Source organism: Pseudomonas sp. (assembly GCF_035512415.1).
Lineage (GTDB): Bacteria > Pseudomonadota > Gammaproteobacteria > Pseudomonadales > Pseudomonadaceae > Aquipseudomonas.
The window spans coordinates 12,587-35,148 of record NZ_DATKDZ010000040.1; the positions used below are offsets into that span (position 1 = coordinate 12,587).

General features: G+C 63.2%; 19 protein-coding genes. 15 read left to right on the forward strand and 4 right to left on the reverse strand.

Features of this window, described 5'->3' with window-relative positions:
• The first annotated feature begins 3 nt into the window (after positions 1 to 3).
• From murD to lpxC, 9 genes are all read left to right on the forward strand, one after another.
• Positions 4 to 1,350, forward strand: coding sequence for a UDP-N-acetylmuramoyl-L-alanine--D-glutamate ligase (gene murD, locus VMP31_RS20565; RefSeq protein ID WP_325509566.1), 1,347 nt, complete (start codon positions 4 to 6; stop codon positions 1,348 to 1,350).
• On the forward strand, positions 1,350 to 2,582 hold the full coding sequence (gene ftsW, locus VMP31_RS20570) for a putative lipid II flippase FtsW (RefSeq protein ID WP_325509567.1): 1,233 nt from the start codon (positions 1,350 to 1,352) through the stop codon (positions 2,580 to 2,582). The genes murD and ftsW overlap by 1 nt, the downstream gene beginning before the upstream one ends.
• Positions 2,572 to 3,642: an undecaprenyldiphospho-muramoylpentapeptide beta-N-acetylglucosaminyltransferase gene (gene murG, locus VMP31_RS20575; RefSeq protein WP_325509568.1), complete on the forward strand. Its 1,071-nt coding sequence runs from the start codon at positions 2,572 to 2,574 to the stop codon at positions 3,640 to 3,642. Before ftsW ends, murG begins: the two co-directional genes overlap by 11 nt.
• 34 nt (positions 3,643 to 3,676) lie before the next feature.
• A complete protein-coding gene (gene murC / locus VMP31_RS20580) occupies positions 3,677 to 5,086 on the forward strand; it encodes a UDP-N-acetylmuramate--L-alanine ligase (RefSeq protein WP_325509599.1) in 1,410 nt (469 codons plus the stop codon).
• The gene (locus VMP31_RS20585; protein WP_325509569.1) at positions 5,083 to 6,033 is read left to right on the forward strand and encodes a D-alanine--D-alanine ligase; all 951 of its coding nucleotides are present in this window, start codon (positions 5,083 to 5,085) and stop codon (positions 6,031 to 6,033) included. The genes murC and VMP31_RS20585 overlap by 4 nt, the downstream gene beginning before the upstream one ends.
• 3 nt (positions 6,034 to 6,036) lie before the next feature.
• Positions 6,037 to 6,900: a cell division protein FtsQ/DivIB gene (locus tag VMP31_RS20590; RefSeq protein WP_325509570.1), complete on the forward strand. Its 864-nt coding sequence runs from the start codon at positions 6,037 to 6,039 to the stop codon at positions 6,898 to 6,900.
• Positions 6,901 to 6,920: 20 nt separating this feature from the next.
• Entirely contained in the window at positions 6,921 to 8,168 is a 1,248-nt protein-coding gene (gene ftsA / locus VMP31_RS20595; RefSeq protein WP_325509571.1) for a cell division protein FtsA, read from the forward strand.
• 43 nt (positions 8,169 to 8,211) lie between these two features.
• The gene (ftsZ, locus tag VMP31_RS20600; RefSeq protein ID WP_325509572.1) at positions 8,212 to 9,408 is read left to right on the forward strand and encodes a cell division protein FtsZ; all 1,197 of its coding nucleotides are present in this window, start codon (positions 8,212 to 8,214) and stop codon (positions 9,406 to 9,408) included.
• A 111-nt stretch (positions 9,409 to 9,519) separates the two neighbouring features.
• Positions 9,520 to 10,431, forward strand: a complete 912-nt coding sequence (lpxC, locus tag VMP31_RS20605; RefSeq protein ID WP_325509573.1) for a UDP-3-O-acyl-N-acetylglucosamine deacetylase — start codon at positions 9,520 to 9,522, stop codon at positions 10,429 to 10,431.
• An 83-nt stretch (positions 10,432 to 10,514) separates the two neighbouring features.
• On the opposite strand, the gene VMP31_RS20610 is transcribed toward lpxC, so the two are convergent.
• Complete coding sequence (locus tag VMP31_RS20610; protein ID WP_325509574.1) at positions 10,515 to 10,970, reverse strand: DUF721 domain-containing protein; 456 nt, start codon at positions 10,968 to 10,970, stop codon at positions 10,515 to 10,517.
• Positions 10,971 to 11,051: 81 nt separating this feature from the next.
• On the opposite strand from VMP31_RS20610, the gene VMP31_RS20615 reads away from it, so the two are divergent.
• The 6 genes from VMP31_RS20615 (at position 11,052) to VMP31_RS20640 (ending at position 18,942) form a co-directional block, all read left to right on the forward strand.
• On the forward strand, positions 11,052 to 11,978 hold the full coding sequence (locus VMP31_RS20615) for a M23 family metallopeptidase (protein ID WP_325509575.1): 927 nt from the start codon (positions 11,052 to 11,054) through the stop codon (positions 11,976 to 11,978).
• Between the two features lie 118 nt (positions 11,979 to 12,096).
• The gene (gene secA / locus VMP31_RS20620) at positions 12,097 to 14,829 is read left to right on the forward strand and encodes a preprotein translocase subunit SecA (RefSeq protein ID WP_325509576.1); all 2,733 of its coding nucleotides are present in this window, start codon (positions 12,097 to 12,099) and stop codon (positions 14,827 to 14,829) included.
• 182 nt (positions 14,830 to 15,011) lie between these two features.
• A complete protein-coding gene (gene argJ / locus VMP31_RS20625) occupies positions 15,012 to 16,229 on the forward strand; it encodes a bifunctional glutamate N-acetyltransferase/amino-acid acetyltransferase ArgJ (RefSeq protein ID WP_325509577.1) in 1,218 nt (405 codons plus the stop codon).
• A gap of 214 nt (positions 16,230 to 16,443) precedes the next feature.
• Positions 16,444 to 17,076 carry a glutathione S-transferase family protein gene (locus tag VMP31_RS20630; protein ID WP_325509578.1) on the forward strand — a complete coding sequence of 211 codons (633 nt, stop codon included), beginning with the start codon at positions 16,444 to 16,446 and terminating at the stop codon, positions 17,074 to 17,076.
• Complete coding sequence (locus VMP31_RS20635) at positions 17,073 to 18,014, forward strand: Nudix family hydrolase (protein ID WP_325509579.1); 942 nt, start codon at positions 17,073 to 17,075, stop codon at positions 18,012 to 18,014. Before VMP31_RS20630 ends, VMP31_RS20635 begins: the two co-directional genes overlap by 4 nt.
• Before the next feature lie 34 nt (positions 18,015 to 18,048).
• A complete protein-coding gene (locus tag VMP31_RS20640) occupies positions 18,049 to 18,942 on the forward strand; it encodes a pseudouridine synthase (protein ID WP_325509580.1) in 894 nt (297 codons plus the stop codon).
• A gap of 58 nt (positions 18,943 to 19,000) precedes the next feature.
• Here the strand turns inward: VMP31_RS20640 and VMP31_RS20645 are convergent, their stop codons facing one another.
• From VMP31_RS20645 to VMP31_RS20655, 3 genes are read right to left on the reverse strand one after another with little or no spacing between them, the layout of a single operon-like run.
• On the reverse strand, positions 19,001 to 19,576 hold the full coding sequence (locus tag VMP31_RS20645; RefSeq protein WP_325509581.1) for a cob(I)yrinic acid a,c-diamide adenosyltransferase: 576 nt from the start codon (positions 19,574 to 19,576) through the stop codon (positions 19,001 to 19,003).
• A 2-nt stretch (positions 19,577 to 19,578) separates the two neighbouring features.
• Positions 19,579 to 21,597, reverse strand: coding sequence for an ATP-binding protein (locus VMP31_RS20650; protein ID WP_325509582.1), 2,019 nt, complete (start codon positions 21,595 to 21,597; stop codon positions 19,579 to 19,581).
• 48 nt (positions 21,598 to 21,645) lie between these two features.
• Positions 21,646 to 22,557 carry a putative 2-dehydropantoate 2-reductase gene (locus VMP31_RS20655; RefSeq protein ID WP_325509583.1) on the reverse strand — a complete coding sequence of 304 codons (912 nt, stop codon included), beginning with the start codon at positions 22,555 to 22,557 and terminating at the stop codon, positions 21,646 to 21,648.
• Positions 22,558 to 22,562: the final 5 nt, after the last annotated feature.

The following is a 22,562-nucleotide window of genomic DNA, read 5'->3' on the forward strand; positions in this document are numbered from 1 at the left end:
CCCATGACCCTGATCGCTTCTGACCACTTCCGCATCGTTGTCGGCCTCGGCAAGAGCGGCATGTCCCTGGTGCGCTTCCTCGCGCGCCAGGGCTTGCCCTTTGCTGTGGTCGACACCCGTGCCAACCCGCCGGAGCTCGCCGCCTTGCGCGAACAGTTCCCGCAGGTTGAAGTGCGTTGTGGCGAGCTGGATGTCGAGTTCCTTTGCCGCGCCAGTGAGCTGTTGGTCAGCCCGGGCCTGGCCATCGCCACCCCGGCGCTGCAGGCGGCCGCTGCGCGTGGGGTCAAGCTGTCGGGTGATATCGATCTGTTCGCCCGTTATGCCAAGGCCCCGATCATTGCCATCACCGGCTCCAACGCCAAAAGCACCGTGACCACCCTGGTTGGTGAGATGGCGGCTGCGGCGGGCAAGAAGGTCGCCGTCGGCGGCAACCTCGGTACGCCGGCGCTGGATCTGCTGAATGATGAGATCGAGCTGTACGTCATGGAGCTGTCGAGCTTCCAGCTGGAAACCACCGATCAGCTCAACGCTGAAGTGGCGACCTGCCTGAACATCAGCGAAGACCATATGGATCGCTACGCCGATCTGCCGGCATACCACCTGGCCAAGCACCGCATCTTCCGTGGTGCGCGGCAGGTGGTGGTGAACCGCGACGACGCGCTGTCGCGTCCGCTGGTGGCTGATCAACTGCCGTGCTGGTACTTCGGCCTGGGCAAGCCGGACTTCAAGCGTTTCGGCCTGCTCGAAGAAAATGGTGAGAAATCTCTGGCTTATCAGTTCGCTGCGCTGCTGCCGGTGCGTGAACTGAAGATTCGTGGCGCACACAACCAGTCCAACGCCCTGGCTGCTTTGGCGCTGGGGCATGCGGTGGGCCTGCCGTTCGAGCCGATGCTGGCAACCCTCAAGCAGTTCGCCGGCCTGGCGCATCGCTGCCAGTGGGTGGGCGAACGCAATGCCGTGAGCTACTACGACGATTCCAAGGCCACCAACGTCGGTGCCGCGCTGGCTGCTATTGAAGGCCTGGGTGCGGATATCAGCGGCAAACTGGTGCTGATCGCCGGTGGTGATGGCAAGGGCGCGGACTTCTCGGCGCTGCAAGCTCCGGTCGGCAAGTTCTGCCGCGCGGTGATTCTGCTCGGTCGCGACGCTGAATTGCTGGCTGCCGCCCTGGGCGATGCCGCGCCGCTGATCCGGGTCAAGACTCTGGATGAAGCCGTGCAGCGCGCCGCAGAACTGGCCGAGGCGGGCGATGCCGTGTTGCTGTCGCCGGCCTGCGCCAGCCTGGACATGTTCAAGAATTTCGAGGAGCGCGGACGTCTGTTCGCCCAGGCCGTGGAGGGTTTGCACTGATGCTCGCGCACCTGCTCGCCGCGCCCTCGCCGCTGCATACCCGTCGCGGCATCGACCTGGACTTCCCGCTGCTGGTGGGGTGCCTGGCGCTGCTTGGCCTGGGTCTTGTGATGATCGCCTCTGCCTCCTCCGAAGTGGCGGCGGCGCAGTCGGGTAATCCCTTCTATCACATGATCCGCCACCTGATTTACCTGGGTATCGGCCTCGGTGCGGCACTGGTCACCCTGCTGGTGCCCATGGCCCTGTGGCAGCGCTACAGCGGCATGTTGCTGCTGGCGGCGGTGGTGCTGTTGGTGCTGGTGCTGGTGCCGGGCATCGGCCGTGAAGTCAACGGGGCCAAGCGCTGGATCGGTCTGGGCATCATCAACCTGCAGCCGTCCGAGCTGGCCAAGCTGTTTACCGTGCTGTTCCTCGCCGGTTATCTGGTGCGCCGCCAGGCCGAAGTGCGCGAGAAGCTGATCGGTTTTCTCAAGCCGCTGGCGGTGCTCGGACCTATCGCCGGGCTGCTGCTGGCCGAGCCGGACTTCGGGGCCACCGTGGTGCTGGTCGGCGCGTCGATTGCCATGCTGTTCCTCGGCGGGGTCAACCTGCTGCGCTTTATTCCCCTGGCGGCCGGCGTGCTGGCGGCGGGTGTGTTGGTGATGACCAGCCAGTCCTACCGCATGCAGCGCCTGACCAACTTTATCGACCCCTGGGCCGATCAGTACGGTGCCGGCTACCAGCTGAGTCAGGCGTTGATCGCCTTCGGTCGCGGCGAATGGTTCGGCGTCGGCCTGGGCAACAGCATCCAGAAGCAGTTCTACCTGCCCGAAGCCCATACCGACTTCGTCTTCGCCGTACTGGCCGAGGAGTTGGGCATGGTCGGCGCGCTGGTGACCGTCGGCCTGTTCGTCTTCGTCAGCGTGCGCGCCCTGTATATCGGTCTGTGGGCGGAGAAGGCCAAGCAGTTTTTCGCCGCTTACGTGGCCTACGGCCTGTCTTTTCTGTGGATCGGCCAGGTGCTGATCAATATCGGCGTGAACGTCGGTCTGCTGCCGACCAAGGGCCTGACCCTGCCGTTCCTCAGCTATGGCGGCAGCTCCCTGGTGATCTGCTGCGTCAGCCTGGCCATGCTCCTGCGCATCGAGTGGGAGCGGCGTACCCAGCTGGGCACCGAGGACGCCGATTTTACCGAGTCCGATTTTTTCCAAGACGACACCGGCAATGCCAAGGAGCCCCAGCATGCGCGGTAATGTGCTGATCATGGCCGGCGGCACCGGCGGCCACGTGTTCCCGGCCCTGGCCTGCGCCAAGGAATTCAAGGCGCGCGGCTACAGCGTGCATTGGCTGGGCACCCCGCGCGGCATCGAGAACGAGCTGGTACCGGCAGCCGGCCTGCCGCTGCATCTGATCAGCGTCAGCGGCCTGCGCGGCAAGGGCAAGCTGTCCCTGCTCAAGGCCCCGTTCCAGCTGCTCCGGGCGCTGTTTCAGGCGCGGCGGATCGTGCGTGAGCTGGAACCTGTGTGTGTGCTCGGTATGGGCGGTTATGTCACCGGCCCTGGCGGCCTGGCCGCTCGCATGAGTGGCGCGCCGCTGATCATCCACGAACAGAATGCCGTGGCCGGCACCGCCAATCGCAGCCTGGTGCCATTTGCCAGCCGCGTCTGTGAAGCCTTCCCCGATACCTTCGGTGCCAGCGACAAGCGCCGCACCACCGGCAACCCGGTGCGCGAAGAGCTGTTTCTGGAAACCCCGCGTGATTCGTTGCGCAATCGCCAGCCGCGTTTGCTGGTGTTGGGTGGCAGCCTGGGTGCCGAGCCGCTGAATAAACTGCTGCCCGAAGCCCTGGCGCGGGTGGCTGGCGAACTGCGCCCTGAGGTGTTTCATCAGGCCGGCAAGCAGCACGCCGAAATTACCGCTGAACGCTACGGCGCAGTTGGCGTCGAAGCGCAGGTCGTACCCTTTATCAAGGACATGGCGCGGGCTTACGCCTGGGCCGATCTGGTGGTTTGCCGCGCAGGTGCCTTGACCGTCAGCGAGTTGGCCGCCGCGGGTTTGCCGTCGTTCCTGGTGCCACTGCCCCATGCCATCGACGATCACCAGACGTATAACGCCGGCTATCTGGCCAGGGACGGTGCTGCCGTCCTTCTGCCGCAAGGCTCCACTGACGCCGCCAAGCTGGCCGCGCAGCTGACCGAGGTTTTGATGCACCCCGAACGATTAAAAGAAATGGCCAGCACCGCGCGTCGCCTGGCCAAGCCCGATGCAACTCGCACCGTTGTCGATATCTGCCTGGAGGTGGCCCGTGGCTAAGTCTCCCGCCGCTGCTCGTTCGGAAATCCGCCGTATGCGCCGCATTCGCCGCATTCACTTCGTCGGTATCGGCGGTGCCGGTATGTGCGGCATCGCCGAGGTGCTGCTCAACCTCGGCTACGAAGTCTCCGGCTCCGACCTCAAGGCCTCGGCCGTGACCGAGCGCCTGGAAAGCTTTGGCGCACAGATTTTTATCGGCCACAGCGCCGAAAACGTCGAGCATGCCGACGTACTGGTGGTGTCCAGCGCCATCAATACCGCCAACCCGGAAGTGGCCACGGCCCTGGAACGGCGTATTCCGGTGGTGCCGCGGGCCGAAATGCTCGCCGAGCTGATGCGCTATCGCCACGGTATCGCGGTCGCTGGTACCCACGGCAAGACCACCACCACCAGCCTGCTGGCTTCGGTATTCGCCGCCGGCGGCCTGGACCCGACCTTCGTGATTGGCGGTCGGCTGAATGCCGCCGGCACCAATGCCCAGCTTGGCACCAGCCGTTACCTGATTGCCGAAGCCGACGAAAGCGATGCCAGCTTCCTGCATCTGCAGCCGATGGTTTCGGTGGTCACCAATATCGACATGGACCATATGAGCACCTACGAAGGTGACTTCAGCAAGTTGAAGAAAACCTTCGTCGAGTTCCTCCATAACCTGCCGTTTTACGGCCTGGCCGTGGTCTGTGTGGACGACCCGGTGGTACGCGAGATTCTCCCGCAGATCGCCCGCCCGACCGTTACCTATGGTTTCGATGAAGGTGCTGATGTGCGCGCTATCAATGTGCGTCAGCAGGGCATGCAGACCTTCTTCACCGTGCTGCGCACAGGCCGCGAGCCGCTGGATGTGTCGGTCAATATGCCGGGCAACCACAACGTATTGAACTCCCTGGCCACCATTGCGATTGCCAGCGACGAAGGCATCAGCGATGAAGCCATCGTTCAGGGGCTGTCCGGTTTTCAGGGCGTTGGGCGACGCTTCCAGGTCTACGGCGAACTGCCGGTGGATGGCGGCAGCGTGATGCTGGTCGACGACTACGGCCATCACCCCCGCGAAGTGGCGGCGGTGATCAAGGCCGTGCGCGGTGGCTGGCCGGAGCGTCGTTTGGTGATGGTTTACCAGCCGCACCGCTTTAGCCGTACCCGCGACCTCTACGAGGATTTCGTCCAGGTACTGGCCGACGCCAATGTGCTGCTGCTGATGGAGGTCTACCCGGCCGGCGAAGAGCCGATCCCGGGTGCCGACAGCAAGCACCTGTGCCACAGCATTCGTCAGCGCGGCCAGCTGGACCCCATCTATATCGAACGCGGCGTCGATCTGGCCCCGCTGATCAAACCGCTGCTGCGCGCCGGCGACATCCTGCTGTGCCAGGGTGCTGGCGATATCGGCGGCCTGGCTCCACAACTGTTGCAAAGCAAGCTGTTCGCGGCGGCTGCAGGTAAGACGAAATGAGTACAGATAGCGTGAAATCCCAGCTCCCGGTCACGGCCTTCGGTCGCGTTGCCGTGTTGTTCGGCGGCAAGAGTGCCGAACGCGAAGTCTCGTTGAAGTCCGGCAATGCTGTGCTTAAAGCTCTGCAGAGCGCCGGAGTGGATGCCTTTGGCATCGATGTCGGCGAGGACTTCCTGCAGCGCCTGCTGGCCGAGAAGATCGACCGCGCCTTTATCGTCCTGCACGGTCGCGGCGGCGAAGACGGCAGCATGCAGGGTCTGCTCGAGTGCGCCGGCATTCCTTACACCGGCAGCGGCATCCTCGCCTCGGCCCTGGCCATGGACAAATTGCGCACCAAGCAGGTGTGGCAGAGCCTGGGCCTGCCGACTCCGCGTCACGCCGTGCTGGCCTCGGCGGCCGACTGCGAAGCCGCGGCGAGCGAGCTGGGCTTCCCGCTGATCGTCAAGCCGGCCCATGAAGGTTCGAGCATCGGCATGGCCAAGGTCGCCAGCCTGGATGAGCTGATCGCCGCCTGGCAGGACGCCAGTCGCTATGACTCGCAAGTGCTGGTCGAGCAGTGGATCCATGGCCCGGAGTACACCATCGCGCTGCTGCGCGGCCAGGTGCTGCCGCCGATTGCCCTGGGCACCCCGCACAGCTTCTACGACTACGACGCCAAGTACCTGGCCAATGACACCCAGTACCGCATTCCCTGCGGCCTGGATGCGGCCAAGGAAGAGGAACTGAAAGAACTTAGCGCCCGCGCCTGCGAAGCGGTCGGCACCCAGGGCTGGGCCCGGGTCGACGTGATGCAGGACGCCGCCGGCCAGTTCTGGTTGCTGGAGGTCAACACCGTACCGGGCATGACCGACCACAGCCTGGTGCCGATGGCCGCCGCGGCAGCCGGTCTGGATTTCCAGCAACTGGTGTTGGCGATTCTCGCCGACAGCCTTGAGGCAAGGGGTTAAATCATGGTTGCCAGCTTGCGCCACCCGTCAGGATCTGCCCGCGCGCCTCAGCGCGGCAAGCCTGTGCCGCGTGGTGCCAGCCGTATGGTGGCTCGGGAGCCAATCAGCCTGCGGGTGCGCCTGCCCAAACCGAACCTCGCCTGGCTCAAGCGCGTGACCTGGCCGCTGTTGCTGTTGGCCCTGGGCTATGGCGCGTACGACCTGTCGCTGCGCCTGATGCCCTATGCCGATCAGCCGATCGCGCGCATCAGCGTCGAAGGCGACCTCAGCTATATCAGCCAGGAGGCGGTGCAGCAGCGCATTGCGCCGTTCGTTTCGGCCAGTTTCTTCAGCGTCGACCTGCTCGGTATGCGTCGCGAATTGGAGCAAATGCCCTGGATCGCCAGCGCCCAGGTGCGGCGGATCTGGCCGGACCAGGTGCTGGTGCACCTGGAGGAGCAGTTGCCGATTGCCCGTTGGGGCGATGAGGCATTGCTCAACAACCAGGGCCAGGCCTTTGCGCCGAGCGAACTGGCTCATTACCAGAACCTGCCGCAGCTCTATGGCCCCAAGCGCGCGCAGCAGAAAGTCATGCAGCAATACCAGGTGCTCAGCCAGATGCTGCGGCCCATGGGCTTTACCGTGACACGCCTGGAATTGCGTGAACGCGGCAGCTGGTTCCTCTCCACCGGGCAGGGCATCGAACTGCTGCTGGGGCGTGACCATCTGGTGGAAAAAATGCGCCGTTTCAGCGCCATCTACGGCAAGACGCTGAAAGAGCAGCAAGCGAATATCGCGCGGATCGATCTGCGCTACGCCAACGGCCTGGCCGTGGCGTGGCACGAGCCGGTCGCGCCCACGGCGGCGCAAACCGCTGTCGTGCAGTGAATCAGGAGAAGACAAGACTCATGGCAAATGTGCAGAGCGGCAAGATGATAGTGGGCCTGGATATCGGCACCTCCAAGGTGGTGGCGCTGGTCGGTGAAGTGAATGCGGACGGCCAACTGGAAATCGTCGGCATCGGCACCCATCCGTCCCGCGGCCTGAAAAAGGGCGTGGTGGTGAATATCGAATCCACCGTGCAGTCGATCCAGCGCGCCGTCGAAGAAGCCCAGCTGATGGCCGGCTGCCGTATCCACTCGGCCTTCGTCGGTGTGGCCGGCAACCATATCCGCAGCCTCAACAGCCACGGCATCGTCGCCATCCGTGATCGTGAAGTCAGCCCGGCTGATCTGGAGCGCGTACTCGACGCCGCCCAGGCCGTGGCCATTCCTGCCGACCAGCGCGTGCTGCACACCCTGCCGCAGGATTACGTGATCGATAATCAGGAAGGCGTGCGTGAGCCACTGGGCATGTCCGGCGTGCGTCTGGAGGCCAAGGTGCATGTGGTCACCTGCGCGGTAAATGCCGCGCAGAACATCGAGAAATGCGTGCGCCGCTGCGGCCTGGAAGTCGACGACATCATTCTTGAGCAGCTGGCCTCCGCTTATGCGGTGCTGACCGACGACGAGAAAGAGCTGGGCGTGTGCCTGGTGGATATCGGCGGCGGCACCACCGATATCTGCATCTTCACCGAAGGCGCGATCCGTCACACCGCAGTGATCCCGATTGCTGGCGATCAGGTCACCAACGACATCGCCATGGCCCTGCGTACGCCGACCCAGTACGCCGAAGAAATCAAGATTCGTTACGCCTGCGCCCTGGCCAAGCTGGCCGGTGCCGGCGAAACCATCAAGGTGCCAAGCGTTGGTGACCGGCCGCCGCGCGACTTGTCGCGTCAGTCTCTGGCTGAGGTGGTCGAGCCGCGTTATGACGAGCTGTTCACCCTGATCCAGGCCGAGCTGCGTCGCAGCGGTTACGAAGACCTGATTCCGGCCGGCATCGTCCTCACCGGCGGTACGGCGAAGATGGAAGGTGCGGTCGAACTGGCCGAAGAGATCTTCCATATGCCGGTACGTCTGGGCATGCCGCAAGGCGTCAGGGGCCTGGCCGACGTAGTGCGCAACCCGATTTATTCCACTGGTGTGGGCCTGCTTATGTACGGCCTGCAGAAGCAGACCGATGGCATTTCCATGTCGGCCATCGGCAGTTACAGCGACGAACCCAAACAACCTGTGCTGGAACGGCTGAAACGCTGGGTCCAGGGCAATTTCTGATTTTGCAGTAGGCGTTACAACTAGAAAGTAAAGGAGAGGGAAAATGTTTGAACTCGTAGACAGCGCACCACAAAGTGCAGTCATCAAGGTCATCGGTGTGGGCGGCGGCGGCGGTAACGCGGTCAACCACATGGCGAAAAACAACATCGAAGGCGTTGAGTTCATCTGCGCCAACACCGATGCGCAGGCACTGAAAAACATCGGTGCACGTACCGTGCTGCAACTGGGCACTGGCGTGACCAAGGGCCTGGGCGCAGGTGCCAATCCGGAAGTCGGCCGTCAGGCGGCCATGGAAGATCGCGAGCGTATCGCTGAAGTGCTGCAAGGCACCGATATGGTCTTTATCACCACCGGCATGGGCGGCGGTACCGGTACCGGTGCAGCCCCAGTAATTGCTCAGGTGGCCAAGGAAATGGGCATTCTCACCGTTGCGGTGGTGACTCGTCCGTTCCCGTTCGAAGGCAAGAAGCGCATGCTGATCGCCGAGGAAGGTATCCGCGCACTGTCGGAAAGTGTCGACTCGCTGATCACCATCCCCAACGAAAAACTGCTGACCATCCTCGGTAAGGACGCCAGCCTGCTGTCGGCTTTCGCCAAGGCTGACGATGTCCTGGCAGGTGCCGTGCGCGGTATCTCCGACATCATCAAGCGTCCGGGCATGATCAACGTCGACTTCGCCGACGTGAAAACCGTCATGAGCGAAATGGGCATGGCGATGATGGGCACTGGCTGCGCCAGCGGTCCTAACCGTGCACGTGAAGCCACCGAAGCGGCGATCCGTAACCCGCTGCTGGAAGACGTCAACCTGCAAGGTGCACGCGGCATTCTGGTGAACATCACCGCCGGTCCTGACCTGTCCCTGGGTGAGTACTCCGACGTGGGTAACATCATCGAGCAGTTCGCTTCCGAGCACGCCACCGTCAAGGTCGGCACCGTAATTGATCCGGACATGCGCGACGAGCTGCACGTGACCGTGGTTGCTACTGGCCTGGGCGCGCGTATCGAGAAGCCGGTCAAGGTGATCGACAACACCGTCCAGGTGGCAACCAACAACGCCACCCATGCCCAGCAGGCCCCGGCTTCGAGCCGTGGCGAGCAGAGCGTCAACTACAAGGACTACGAGCGCCCAACCGTGCAGCGTCAGAGCCATGGCGGCGCGGCCACTGCGGCCAAGCTGAATGCGCAGGATGACCTGGATTACCTGGACATCCCGGCCTTTCTGCGTCGTCAGGCCGATTGATGGAATGTATCAGGAGCATTGGGTTGATTGGTGTTCAGCAAAGGCCGGTTCTGCTATTATCGCCGGCCATTGTTGAAAACAATTCGCAACTAGTGCTATAGCGGCCAAGCCATGATCAAACAACGCACCCTGAAGAACATTATCCGCGCCACTGGCGTTGGCCTGCATTCCGGGGAGAAGGTTTACCTGACCCTGAAGCCGGCCCCTGTGGACACCGGTATCGTGTTCCGTCGTACCGACTTGGATCCTGTCGTGGAAATTCCCGCGCGTGCAGGCAATGTTGGTGAAACCACCATGTCGACCACTTTGGTCAATGGTGATGTCAAGGTGGATACGGTAGAGCATCTGCTTTCGGCCATGGCAGGCCTGGGCATCGATAACGCCTACGTCGAGCTCTCCGCATCCGAAGTGCCGATCATGGATGGCAGCGCCGGGCCCTTTGTCTTCCTGATTCAATCCGCTGGTCTGCAAGAGCAGGACGCCCACAAGAAGTTCATCCGTATCCTTCGCGAAGTGACGGTCGAAGAGGGCGATAAGCGCGCCACCTTCGTGCCTTTCGAGGGCTTCAAGGTGACCTTCGAGATCGATTTTGATCATCCGGTGTTCCGCAATCGCACCCAGTCGGCCAGCGTTGACTTCTCCAGCACCTCCTTTGTGAAAGAAGTCAGCCGCGCGCGTACCTTCGGCTTTATGCGCGACATCGAGTTCCTCCGTTCGCAGAACCTGGCACTCGGCGGCAGCGTAGACAACGCCATTGTGGTGGACGAGTTCCGTGTGTTGAACGAAGACGGCCTGCGTTACGAGGACGAGTTCGTCAAACACAAGATTCTCGATGCCATCGGCGATCTCTACCTGCTGGGCAATAGCCTGATTGGCGAGTTCAAGGGCTTCAAATCGGGGCATGCGTTGAACAACCGCCTGCTGCGTGCCCTGGTTGAGCAAGCCGATGCCTGGGAAGTGGTCACCTTTGACGACCCCAGCACGGCACCGATCTCGTACATGCGCCCGGTTGCGGCCGTGTAACGTAAAACCCTCCTTACTTTGTTTTGCGAGGCCACCTTCGGGTGGCCTCTTTTTTACCTAGGTTTTGGTGGGCATAAAAGTACTTATTCGCTGGGCTTGCCATGCTTGGCCAGACGCTCCAGGGCGGCGCGTAGCTTGGGGTCGCTGATGCCGTCGGCGGTGGCCTGAATGTTTTCCGCGGCGCTGCTGGATAGGCTGGTTGTGCGACCGGGTGCACGCCTTTCGGCAGTCGGAGGTTGCACCTTGAACAGTATCTTCGTTAAGGTCGCGAATTCTTCGAGTGCCTGCAGCTGTTTCAACAAGCGTTTTTGTTGATAACGCAGGCGCGTGGCCCAGTGGCCATCGGTGATTATCAGTAGCAGGCAGCCCTCACGCCAGGACGCGACATGACAGTGTTCGCGGGCCGCGGGTTGCAGCTGGCTTTCAAGCAGATGCTGTAGATGGTCGAGGCGTTGCGCCTGACTGAACAGCGCCTTCAGAGGCTTCGCTTCGCGCATAAGCGCGGCGGTCGCTTTAGCCGGCAAAGGACGAAAAGTCATGGCAGGACGCCTGTGAGAGTGGAGCCGCCATGGTAGCAGAATCCCTGCTGCCGACTTGGGCTCCACCACTAGGGGGAAGCCTTGCAGATCATTTTATTAAGTCGGCGTCACGGTGCCGCGCGCACCCTGAGCCTGGATATGCGCTGGTTGCTGATGGCCGTGCTGCTGTTGGTGGGCGTAGCCGGTGTCAGCGGTGCTGCAGTCGGTGCCTGGTGGGCACCGGCCATCGTCGCTCCGGCGGGCGAGGCCCAGATCAGCCAGGCCTTGGATCAGCAACGGGCCGAAGTGACCGTAGTGCGCCGCGATGCGCAGCGCCAGCTGGATGCCTTTGCCGCCCATGTCGCCGAGCTACAGGCTCGCCTGACCCGCCTCGATGCTCTGGGCGAACGCCTCACCGAGCTGGCGGAGCTGGATTCCAGCGAGTTCGACTTCTCCCTTAATGTGGGGCAGGGCGGTGCTGAAGACAGCATGGGTGATGCGGCCTATGCTCCGCCGCCCTTTATGGATGAACTGGATCGCCTGAGCCTGCGCCTCGATAGCCGCGAACAATTGCTTGAGGTGCTTGAACAGCTGATCGGTGAGCGCCGCCTGAGCGAGGCCGAATACCTGTCCGGCATGCCGGTGCGCCAGGGCTATATGTCCTCGCCGTTTGGCCGGCGCGTCCACCCCCTGAGCGGGCGCAATACCCTGCACAAGGGGGTCGACTTTGCCGCCAAGCCCGGCAGCGACGTGGTATCCGTGGCCGCTGGTGTGGTGACCTTCTCCGGCAGCAAGTCGGGGTATGGCAATACCGTCGAAATCAGCCATGCCGACGGCTACGTCACCCTCTATGCCCATAACCAGAGCAACCTGGTGCAGATCGGCGATCTGGTGCAGCGCGGCCAGACCATTGCCAAAGTCGGCCGCAGCGGCCGTGCCAGTGGTTACCATGTGCACTTCGAGGTCAGCCAGAATGGCCGCGTGGTCAATCCCGCCAGCTACATAGCGCGAGTAAGCGACGTCGAATAACGCCGCTTTCCTCATCTGCGTTTCCGGGTAGAATGCCCCCTTCGCACGCAGCCATGCAGGCTGCATGGGTCGCTTTTTAAGTGCCCCTCAATCCATACGCCTGGAAGATCCTGTCGATATGTTTGCGCCTTTGTTGAAGAAACTCTTTGGAAGCAAGAACGAGCGTGAAGTCAAGCGCATGCTCAAGACGGTACAAGCCGTCAATGCCTTCGAGGAGCAGATGCTCGCTCTCTCCGATGAGCAACTGCGTGCCAAGACCGATGAATTCAAAGCCCGTCTGGCCAAAGGTGAAACCCTCGACCAGTTACTGCCAGAAGCCTTTGCCGTTGCCCGTGAGGCGGGCAAACGGGTCATGGGCATGCGCCACTTCGACGTCCAGTTGATCGGCGGCATGACCCTGCACGAAGGCAAGATCGCCGAGATGCGCACCGGTGAGGGCAAGACCCTGGTGGCGACCCTGGCGGTGTACCTCAATGCTCTGGAAGGCAAGGGTGTGCACGTGGTCACGGTCAACGACTACCTGGCCCGCCGCGACGCCAACTGGATGCGCCCGCTGTATGAGTTCCTCGGCATGAGCGTGGGCATCGTCACGCCCTTTATGCCGCCGGAAGAGAAACGCGAGGCCTATGCTGCCGATATCACCTACGGCACCAACAACGAGTTCGGTTTCGACTACCTGCGCGACAACATGGCCTTCAGCCTGGAAGACAAATTCCAGCGCCAGCTGAATTTCGCCGTGATCGACGAAGTCGACTCCATCCTGATCGACGAAGCCCGTACCCCGCTGATCATCTCCGGCCAGGCCGAAGACAGCTCGCGTCTCTACACCGAGATCAACAAGCTGATTCCACGCCTCAAACTGCATGTTGAGGAAGAGGAAGGCGTGGTGACCCAGGAAGGTCACTACAAGCTGGACGAGAAGGCCCGCCAGGTTGAGCTGAACGAAGCGGGTCACCAGTTCGTCGAGGAAATGCTGACCGAGGTCGGCCTGCTGGCTGAAGGCGAGAGCCTGTATTCGGCGCACAACCTGGGTTTGCTGACCCACGTCTACTCGGGCCTGCGTGCGCACAAGCTGTTCAACCGCAACGTTGAATACATCGTGCAGAACAATCAGGTGCTGCTGATCGACGAACACACCGGTCGTACCATGCCGGGTCGTCGTCTGTCCGAAGGCCTGCACCAGGCGATCGAGGCCAAAGAAGGCCTACCGATCCAGGCCGAGAGTCAGACCCTGGCCTCGACCACCTTCCAGAACTACTTCCGCCTGTACAACAAGCTGTCCGGCATGACCGGTACCGCCGATACCGAGGCCTTCGAGTTCCATCAGATCTACGGTCTGGCAGTGATCGTGATCCCGACCAACCGGATCATGGCGCGCAAGGATTTCAACGACCTGGTGTATTTGACCCAGGAAGAGAAGTACGCCGCCATTATCACCGACATCAAGGATTGCATGGCTGAGGGCCGGCCGATCCTGGTCGGCACCGCGACCATTGAGAGCTCTGAATACGTTTCCAAGCTGTTGGAAAAAGAAGGTATCGAGCACAAGGTGCTCAACGCCAAATTCCACGAGAAGGAAGCCGAGATCATTGCCCAGGCCGGTCGCCCGGGCGCGTTGACCATCGCCACCAACATGGCCGGTCGCGGTACCGACATCCTCCTGGGCGGCAACTGGGAAGTGGAAGTGGCGGCGCTGGAAAACCCAACGCCCGAGCAGACTGCGCAGATCAAGGCCGATTGGCAGAAGCGTCACCAGCAGGTGATCGAGGCCGGCGGCCTGCATGTGATCGCTTCCGAGCGTCACGAATCGCGGCGTATCGATAACCAGCTGCGCGGTCGTTCCGGCCGTCAGGGTGACCCGGGTTCCAGCCGCTTCTACCTGTCGCTGGAAGACAGCCTGATGCGCATTTTCGCCTCGGACCGGGTGAAGAACTTTATGAAGGCCCTGGGCATGCAGCCCGGCGAAGCCATCGAGCACCGCATGGTCAGCAACGCCATCGAGAAGGCCCAGCGTAAGGTCGAAGGGCGTAACTTCGACATGCGTAAGCAACTGCTGGAATTCGACGACGTGGCCAACGAGCAGCGCAAGGTGATCTATCACATGCGCAACAACCTGCTCAGCGCTAGCGATATCGGCGAGACCATTGCCGACTTCCGCCGCGAAGTGCTGGACAACACCATCAACGAACATATCGCGCCGCAGTCGCTGCCCGAGCAGTGGGATATCGCCGGCCTGGAAGAAGCGCTGTACACCAGCTTCAACCTGCGCCTGCCGATCCAGCAGTGGCTCGACGACGACCACAAGCTCTACGAAGAGACCCTGCGTGCGCGCATTCTCGAAGAGCTGGTCAACGCGTACAACGAGAAAGAAAACGAGGCCAGCGCCGAAGCCCTGCGCACCTTCGAGAAGCAGATCCTGCTGCGTGTACTCGACGACCTGTGGAAAGACCACCTGTCGACCATGGATCACCTGCGTCACGGCATTCACCTGCGTGGCTATGCGCAGAAGAACCCCAAGCAGGAATACAAGCGCGAGTCCTTTACCCTGTTCCAGGAGCTGCTGGAGTCGATCAAGCGCGACACCATCCGCGTCCTCTCCCATGTTCAGGTACGCCGCGAAGACCCGGCCGAGGAAGAGGCGCGTCTGCGCCGCGATGCCGAGGCCCTGGCCGAACGTATGCAGTTCCAGCACGCCGAGGCCTCGGCCCTGGCTCAGCCGGAAGCCGCCGAGGAAGGCGATGTGGCCGTAGCCGCCGCCCCCGTGCGCACCGAGCAGAAGATTGGTCGCAATGAACCGTGCCCTTGCGGCTCGGGCAAGAAGTACAAACACTGCCACGGTCAGGTCAACTAAGCCGGCTGTGATGCAATAACGGCTGGGCCGGCTTTTGGCCCTGCCGTTAACGACTAAAAAGGTGAGTTGAGCCCGGGCCGAATTTGGCTATGCTTGAGTCGTCTAGAAGAACGCCGCGAACGGTTTGACCGTCCGCGGCGTTTTACCATCGCATCACTCTTACCACTCAAGGAGCGTTCTCTATGGCTGTTGGTCTTGGCCCGCTGTCTACCCTGCACCCGGTTCCAGGTTTCGAGCTGGGCATTGCTTCGGCGGGAATCAAGCGACCGGGGCGCAAGGATGTGGTGGTGATGCGTTGTGCCGAAGATGCCACGGTGGCCGGGGTGTTTACCCTCAACGCCTTTTGTGCGGCACCGGTAATCCTGGCCAAGAAGCGCGTGCTGGGGCAGGTGCGCTACCTGCTGACCAACACCGGCAATGCCAACGCCGGGACTGGCGAGCCGGGCCTGCAGAATGCCGCCCGCACCTGCGCCGCACTGGCCAGGCTGGCCGGTGTCGAGGAGGCCGCGGTGCTGCCGTTCTCCACCGGGGTGATCGGCGAGCCGCTGCCGGTGGAGAAGATCGAGGGGGCCCTGCAGGCCGCTCTGGATAATCTTTCCGAGAACAACTGGGCCGAAGCCGCCACTGGCATCATGACCACCGACACCCTGCCCAAGGGCGCGAGCCGTCAGTTCGTGCATGACGGCGTGACTGTCACCGTCACCGGCATCAGCAAGGGTGCCGGGATGATCAAGCCGAACATGGCGACCATGCTGGGTTATATCGCCACCGACGCCAAGGTCGCCCAGGCCGTGCTGCAGGACCTGCTGCGCGATGCGGCGAACAAGTCGTTCAACCGCATCACCATCGACGGCGACACCTCGACCAACGACTGCTGCATGCTGATCGCCACCGGCCAGGCCGCCTTGGCAGAGATCACCCAGGCCAGCGGCGACCTGTTCGCCAAGCTCAAGGAAGCGGTGTTCAGCGTGTGCATGGAAGTGGCCCAGGCCATCGTGCGCGACGGTGAAGGCGCGACCAAGTTCGTCACCGTGCAGGTGAATGGCGGCGCGACCCATCAGGAATGCCTGGATGTGGGTTACGCCGTGGCCCATTCGCCGCTGATCAAGACCGCGCTGTTTGCCTCCGACCCGAACTGGGGGCGCATCCTCGCCGCCGTCGGTCGCGCCGGTGTGGCGCAGCTGGATGTCAGCCTGATCGACGTGTTTCTCGGCGAGGTGTGCATTGCCAGCAAGGGCTGCCGCGCGGCCAGCTACACCGAGGAGCAGGGCGCGGCGGTGATGGCCAAGGAAGAGATCACCATCCGCATCGAGCTGGGCCGCGGTGGCTGCAGCGAGACCATCTGGACCACCGACCTGTCCCACGAGTACGTCAAGATCAACGCCGAGTACCGCACCTGATCCGACGTATATCGACTGTATGACGCTTCGCATTCCCGTTGTTTATGGCCGCCATCCCTGGCGGCCTCCCTTCGGGCCGTCGCTGCGCGACGTTAAAAAGTGCTCCTGGCACTTTTTTATGGCCCCATAAACAACGGGAATTTGCTATTGGGTGGCGCGGCGTCTTAATGTCCGTTGACCCCCTTGAGCAAGCGCATCACGCACGGAGTGCCCCATGTCCCTGGTTCTGGTTATCGGCAACAAAACCTATTCGTCCTGGTCGCTGCGCGCCGCCCTGGCCATGGAGCTGGCCGAGGCCAGCTATGGCGAAGTGCTGGTCCCGCTCGACCGCCCCGATAGCCGGGCGCGTATCCTCGAACATTCGCCAACCGGCAAGGTGCCGCTGCTGAAGACCGAAGACGGGCCGGTATGGGACAGCCTGGCGATTGCCGAATACCTCGCCGAACGCTTTCCCGAGGCCCATCTGTGGCCCCGTGGCGAATATGCCCGGGCAGTGGCGCGCAGTGCCTGCGCCGAGATGCACAGTGGTTTTGTCGCCCTGCGCACGCATATGCCCATGGACCTCAAGCGCGATCAGGCGCTGGATGTGGTACCGGCCGAGGTCGAGGCCGATATCCGCCGCATCTGTGCGCTCTGGGCCGAGTGCCGTGGCGCGTTCGGCGAGGGCGGTCCCTTTCTGTTCGGTCACGCCAGCCTGGCGGATGCCTTCTTCGCCCCTGTTGCAGCGCGGCTGCGCAGTTACCGGGTGGCGTTGCCCGAGGCGGCGGCCGCTTATGTAGCGACCATCTATCAATGGCCGGCCTTTCAGCGCTGGTACCAAGCCGCTCAGAAGGAACAGCTGGAGTGAAACGTATTCATGTGGCCGCCGCGGTGATTCGTGGTGCAGACGGGCAGATCCTGCTCGCCAAGCGTCCCGAGGATAAGCATCAGGGCGGTCTCTGGGAGTTCCCCGGCGGCAAGGTCGAAGCCAGCGAGACGGTGCAGGCGGCCCTGGCCCGTGAGCTGGAAGAGGAGCTGGGTATTCGCCCAACTGCCGCGCGACCGCTGATTCAGGTGCGCCACGACTACCCGGACAAGCAGGTGCTGCTGGATGTCTGGGAAGTCTCGGCCTTTACCGGTGAGCCCCACGGTGCCGAAGGCCAGCCCATGGCCTGGGTCAGCCCGCGGCAGCTAGGCGACTATGAATTTCCCGCGGCCAATCGGCCGATTGTCGCGGCCGCACGTTTGCCCGAGCGTTATCTGATTACTCCGGAAGGTTTGAGTGGGCCTGAGCTGCTGCGGGGTATCCAGGCGGCCCTGAATAGCGGTATTCGCCTGCTGCAATTGCGCGCCCCGGCGATGCCCGCAGCGCAGTACCGCGATATTGCTGCCGACGCCCTCGGCCTCTGTGCGGGCAAGGCGCAGCTGATGCTCAAGGGCCCGCTGGAGTGGCTGGGTGACTTTCCTGACGCTGGCTGGCACCTGACGGCGCAGCAGTTGTGCGAGTTGAGCACAGGCGGCCGGCCGTTTGCGCCGCAGCGCTGGCTGGCGGCCTCCTGCCACTCGGCGCATGAGCTGGAACTGGCTGCGCAGATGGGCGTGGATTTCGTCACCCTGTCTCCCGTGCAGGCCACCCAGAGCCACCCCGACGGCCAGCCGCTGGGCTGGGCGCAGGCTGCCGAGTTGCTGCAGGGCTTTAATCAGCCGGCCTATCTGTTGGGCGGGGTTACTCCCGCCGACCTGAAGCGAGCCTGGCAGGTGGGTGCCCAGGGCGTGGCGGGTATCCGCGCCTTCTGGCCCGGGTGAGCCCATTTATTAGCCTGTCTGATCGAGTTTGTTGATGCCTGTTGAAGCCCGTTCCCCCTCGAATATGCGCCCCAGCACCCTGCATCTGCCCCGTGGTAACTGGGCGACGGTGTACGAATGCCTGTGTGCGCACTTCCCGGCGATTGCGCCGGCGGTGTGGCAGGAGCGGATCGCCCGTGGCCGGGTGCTGGACGCCCAGGGCCAGCCGCTGGGGATGGCTGCGGCTTATCGCGAAGGGCTCAAGGTGCACTATTTCCGTGAGGTGCCAGCGGAGACGCCGATTCCTTTTGAGGAAACCCTGCTGCATATCGATGAGCACCTGCTGGTGGCCGACAAGCCGCATTTTCTGCCGGTGATGCCCGCGGGTGAATACGTTGAGCAAACCCTGCAGGCGCGGCTGGCCAAGCGCCTGGGCAATGCCGATCTGGTGCCGCTGCACCGCATCGATCGGCACACCGCCGGCCTGGTGCTGTTTTCCACCAATCGGCAGAGCCGTGGCCAATACCAGGCGCTGTTTCGCCTACGGCAGATGGACAAGTGCTACGAGGCGCTGGCGGCGGCCTTGCCGCAGCTGGCTTTTCCGCTGGTACGGGCGACGCGGCTGGAGGGTGCCGAGCCGTTCTTTCGCATGCAGGAAGTCGCCGGTGAAGCCAATACCGAAACCCGTATCGAGGTCGCCCAGCGCCTGGGCGAGTACTGGCTGTATCGGTTGTACCCGGTAACGGGCAAGAAGCATCAGCTGCGTGTGCACCTGGCCGCGCTGGGCGCGCCGATTCTCAATGACCCGTTCTATCCCGAGGTCACGGATGCGCCGGATGCCCTGGATGACTACAGCAAACCGCTCAAGTTGTTGGCCAAGGGCTTGAGCTTTATTGACCCTTTGAGTGGCGAGCGGCGTAGTTTCGAGAGCCAGCTCAGTTTGTTGTGAGGTTGTAGCCCGGATGCAATCCGGGGAAGCGGGTTCCCGGATTACATCCGGGCTACGGTTATTGCTTTTCTGCCGCCTGCCAGAGCACTTCATCAATCCCCTGGCGTTTGGCGATCAGCCGCGCAGCGACAAACAGCAGGTCTGACAGGCGATTGACGTAGGCCAGGCCGACGCCGCGAATCGGCTCCACGGCGTTCAGGTGCTGGCAGCGGCGCTCGGCGCTGCGGGCCAGGCTGCGGCACACGTGGGCCTGGGCGATCAGGCGCGAGCCACCGGGCAGGATAAAGTTCTCCAGCGGGCCGACTTCCTCGTTCCAACGGTCGATAGCCGCCTCCAGCCGCTCGATCTCCGCGGCCTGCAGCGCCTGGTAAACGGGCATCGCCAGTTCGCCGCCAAGGTCGAACAGGCGGTGTTGGCAGGGTGCGAGCACTTCGATAATTTCGCCCAGCTTCGGCCACTGGGCTTGCTGTTCGGCAAGGTCGGCCAGCAGCAGGCCGAGTTGGCTATTCAGCGTGTCCACCTCTCCCATGGCATCCACCCGTGGGTGGTCCTTGGTCACGCGGCGGCCGTCGGCCAGGCTGGTTTCGCCGGCATCGCCGGTGCGGGTGTAAATCTTCGACAGTCGATAAGCCATGGTCACTGTTCCGTATCGGCAGGGGTGGCGGCCAAGGGCAGGCGCAGGGTGAAGCAGGTGCCTTGGCCCGGCTTGCACTGCACCTCCATCTGCCCCTTGTGGTTGTTGGTGATGATGAAATAGGACACGGAAAGCCCCAGGCCGGTGCCCTGGCCGATTTCCTTGGTGGTGAAGAAGGGTTCGAAGATGCGCTTGCGCACCGCCTCGGGCATGCCGACACCGTTGTCCTCCACCTGGATTTCCGCCCAGAGGCCGGCCAGCCGGGCGCGCAGGACGATCTTGCCGGGTACCTGGCTGTCCTGGCGCTGATGGATAGCCTGGGCGGCGTTTTTCAGCAGGTTGAGCAGTACCTGCTCCAGCTCGTTGGCGGTGCCGGGCACCGGGCCCAGAGCCGGGTCGTACTCGCGCACGATGGTCAGACTCTTGAAGTCGAAGCTCTCGGTCAGGTCGAAGTCGTTGCTGGCAATTTCCACGGCCTGATCGATCAGGCCAGGCAGCTGGCAGGGGGCCAGCTGGCGGTCGCTGAGGCGGCTGAAATTGAGCATATGGCTGACGATTTTCGCTGCTCGGCTGCCGGCCTGCTGGATGCCATCGAGCAGGCGCGGAATCTCGCGGGCGTTGAGGTAGCGGTCGATGGCTTCCAGGCAGATGCCGGCCTGTTCGGCTTGCTCGCGGTTCTTTTCCAGTTCCGGCGACAGCCGCCGGCGGATGTTCTGCACGTTATGCAGAATGGCCCCCAGGGGGTTGTTGATCTCATGTGCCATGCCGGCGGCCAGGCCGCCGACCGAGAGCATCTTTTCCGATTGCACCATCATTTCCTCCAGGCTCAGGCGCTGGGTAATGTCGTCGATCCGGATCACCACGCCACGCCCGGCGCTGCCGCTCAGGGGGTAGAAGGTCAGAGCGTAATAGTGCGGGGCGTCGGGGTCGCCCCAGGCGACTCGCTCGACCTTTTCCACCTGATGCTGTTCCACGGTGCGCTTGAGCTGGGGCAGAAAGGGCTTGAGCGGCGGGAAGGCGAGAAAGATTGGCTGGTTCAGCGCCTCGTCCAGGCGCGTGCCGGAGAGGCTGCTGGCCTCCTGGTTCCACTGGGTGACATAGAGCTGCTCGTCGAGGGCGATCAGCGCTGAGGGCATGGAGTCGATGATGCTGTTGAGGTACTTCTGAAAACCGGTGAGCTTTTTCTCGATCTTGCTGCGCACCTGCACTTCCAGCTCCAGCTTGCGGTTGGAGTGGCGGGTTTCCTCGGCCAGCAGCTGGGCCTGGTCGAAGGCCTGCTGGGTGTCGTCGCGGGCACGCTTGAGCTGCTGTTCGCGGGCCTCCATGCGCGACAGCATGGTGTTGAAAGCCTCGGCCAGGCTGCCGATCTCGTCGGCATTGCCGCGCCGTGCGCGCAGGGCGTAATTCTCCTCGCGGGTGACCTGGCGTGACAGTTCTTCCAGACGGCGGATCGGCCGGGTGATCAGGCGTTTTACCTGGCGCGAGACCACCAGCCAGAGCAGCACGCTGAGCGCCAGGATCACCAGGCTGGCGGTCAGGGTGCCGGTGTAAAAGGCCCCCGGCAGCTCGCTGGAGGCGACCAGCAGGAGGAAGCCCGGGGCTCCATCTGGTTGTGGCAGCTCGACCAGATGGTTGATGCGAAATTCGCTGTGACGCCAGGACTCGACCTGTTCCATGCGCAGCGGCAGTTGCAGTTTTTCGCCGCGCTGCAGCTGCGCCAGGCTGACGCCATTGCTGTCGTAGATCACTGCCGCCCGCAGTGGCGCGTAGTCATCCAGGCGCTTGAGCAGGGCTTCAGCCGCCTGGGCAGAGCCCAGCGCCTCATGGCTCAGGGCCGGGCTGGCAATCAGCCGGCCGAGGGTGTGCAGGGCCTGGGGGGCCACGCTTTGCTGGGATATCCAGTAGGCCGCGCTGATAAAGGCCAGGTTGGCCACCAGCAATACGGTGGCCAGCAAGGCCAGCAGGGCGGCGAGCAGTTTGCGCCCGACCGGAAGGTTTTCAAGATGCTGACGCAGGGGCATGGCGGGGTGGGTCGCTGTGGCGTAGATGCAGGCAGGTTAACGCGTGGCTTAATGGCTGGGCAATCCGCGTGCAGTGAGGTGAGCCAGCAGGCGCTCGTGCAGGGCCTGCAGATGGGGCAGGGTGAGGCGGTGACGCTGCGCGGCGGCGCAGGCGTAGCCGAGCAGGTAGGTGATCTCGGTGCGCCGGCCCTGGCTGACATCCTGATGCATGGACGAGTAATTGGCGGCGGTGGCCTGGATCACCCGCAGCACTTCCTCATGCAGGTCATGGGCGGCTTCGCCTTGTCCGCAGCGCTGCAACAGTTCGCCGAGTTCGGCGCACAGGCTGGCGATTTCGGCCGGGTGGTCGCGCAAGCCGCCGTTGCGGCAGTCATGCAGCACGGTCAGCGGGTTGATCGCGCAGTTCAGCGCCAGCTTGCGCCATAGCCGGCTAAGGATATCCAGGCTCCAGTCATGAACAATGCCGGCCTGGTGCAAGTCTTCCAGCCAGGCGGGCGGCTGCAGATCAAGTGGGTCGCCGAGCCAGGTATGGCCGTGGCCGGCGAAGACCACGCGAAAGTCGCGCTCACGAAAGGCCCCTTCGGTGCTCGAGGCCAGAATGCAGCGCGCCTGGGGCACCTGCAGGGCCACGCGATCCTGGCTGCCCAGGCCATTCTGCAGCAGGATCAGCTCGGCCCCGGGCACCAGGCGCGGAGCCAGTTGGGCCACGGCCGCTTCGGCGTCATAGGCCTTGCAGGTCAGCAGCAGGCGTTGAATGGGTTGCGTGCTGTCGGGCGTTTGTGCAGCAACCGGGTAGAGCCGCGCCTGATCCTGTTCGACCAGGGTCAGGCCGCCCGCTTGATGGTAAGCCTGCAGGCGCTGCGGGTTGCGCAGAATCAACTGCACCGGCACGCCGGCTCGGGCCAGGCGTGCGGCCCACAGGCTACCCAGGCTGCCCGCGCCGAGAATATGCCAGCTCATCGTGC

What these genes read in the sequence shown, in the direction of transcription:
- VMP31_RS20590 (WP_325509570.1), top strand. Translation starts at nt 6,037, where the DNA reads ATGGTTGCCAGCTTGCGCCACCCGTCAGGATCTGCCCGCGCGCCTCAG.
- VMP31_RS20630 (WP_325509578.1), top strand. Translation starts at nt 16,444, where the DNA reads ATGTCCCTGGTTCTGGTTATCGGCAACAAAACCTATTCGTCCTGGTCG.
- lpxC (WP_325509573.1), top strand. Translation starts at nt 9,520, where the DNA reads ATGATCAAACAACGCACCCTGAAGAACATTATCCGCGCCACTGGCGTT.
- VMP31_RS20650 (WP_325509582.1), bottom strand. Translation starts at nt 21,597, where the DNA reads ATGCCCCTGCGTCAGCATCTTGAAAACCTTCCGGTCGGGCGCAAACTG.
- VMP31_RS20640 (WP_325509580.1), top strand. Translation starts at nt 18,049, where the DNA reads ATGCCTGTTGAAGCCCGTTCCCCCTCGAATATGCGCCCCAGCACCCTG.
- murC (WP_325509599.1), top strand. Translation starts at nt 3,677, where the DNA reads ATGCGCCGCATTCGCCGCATTCACTTCGTCGGTATCGGCGGTGCCGGT.
- argJ (WP_325509577.1), top strand. Translation starts at nt 15,012, where the DNA reads ATGGCTGTTGGTCTTGGCCCGCTGTCTACCCTGCACCCGGTTCCAGGT.
- VMP31_RS20610 (WP_325509574.1), bottom strand. Translation starts at nt 10,970, where the DNA reads ATGACTTTTCGTCCTTTGCCGGCTAAAGCGACCGCCGCGCTTATGCGC.
- VMP31_RS20655 (WP_325509583.1), bottom strand. Translation starts at nt 22,557, where the DNA reads ATGAGCTGGCATATTCTCGGCGCGGGCAGCCTGGGTAGCCTGTGGGCC.
- ftsW (WP_325509567.1), top strand. Translation starts at nt 1,350, where the DNA reads ATGCTCGCGCACCTGCTCGCCGCGCCCTCGCCGCTGCATACCCGTCGC.
- VMP31_RS20645 (WP_325509581.1), bottom strand. Translation starts at nt 19,576, where the DNA reads ATGGCTTATCGACTGTCGAAGATTTACACCCGCACCGGCGATGCCGGC.
- ftsZ (WP_325509572.1), top strand. Translation starts at nt 8,212, where the DNA reads ATGTTTGAACTCGTAGACAGCGCACCACAAAGTGCAGTCATCAAGGTC.
- murD (WP_325509566.1), top strand. Translation starts at nt 4, where the DNA reads ATGACCCTGATCGCTTCTGACCACTTCCGCATCGTTGTCGGCCTCGGC.
- VMP31_RS20585 (WP_325509569.1), top strand. Translation starts at nt 5,083, where the DNA reads ATGAGTACAGATAGCGTGAAATCCCAGCTCCCGGTCACGGCCTTCGGT.
- ftsA (WP_325509571.1), top strand. Translation starts at nt 6,921, where the DNA reads ATGGCAAATGTGCAGAGCGGCAAGATGATAGTGGGCCTGGATATCGGC.
- murG (WP_325509568.1), top strand. Translation starts at nt 2,572, where the DNA reads ATGCGCGGTAATGTGCTGATCATGGCCGGCGGCACCGGCGGCCACGTG.
- secA (WP_325509576.1), top strand. Translation starts at nt 12,097, where the DNA reads ATGTTTGCGCCTTTGTTGAAGAAACTCTTTGGAAGCAAGAACGAGCGT.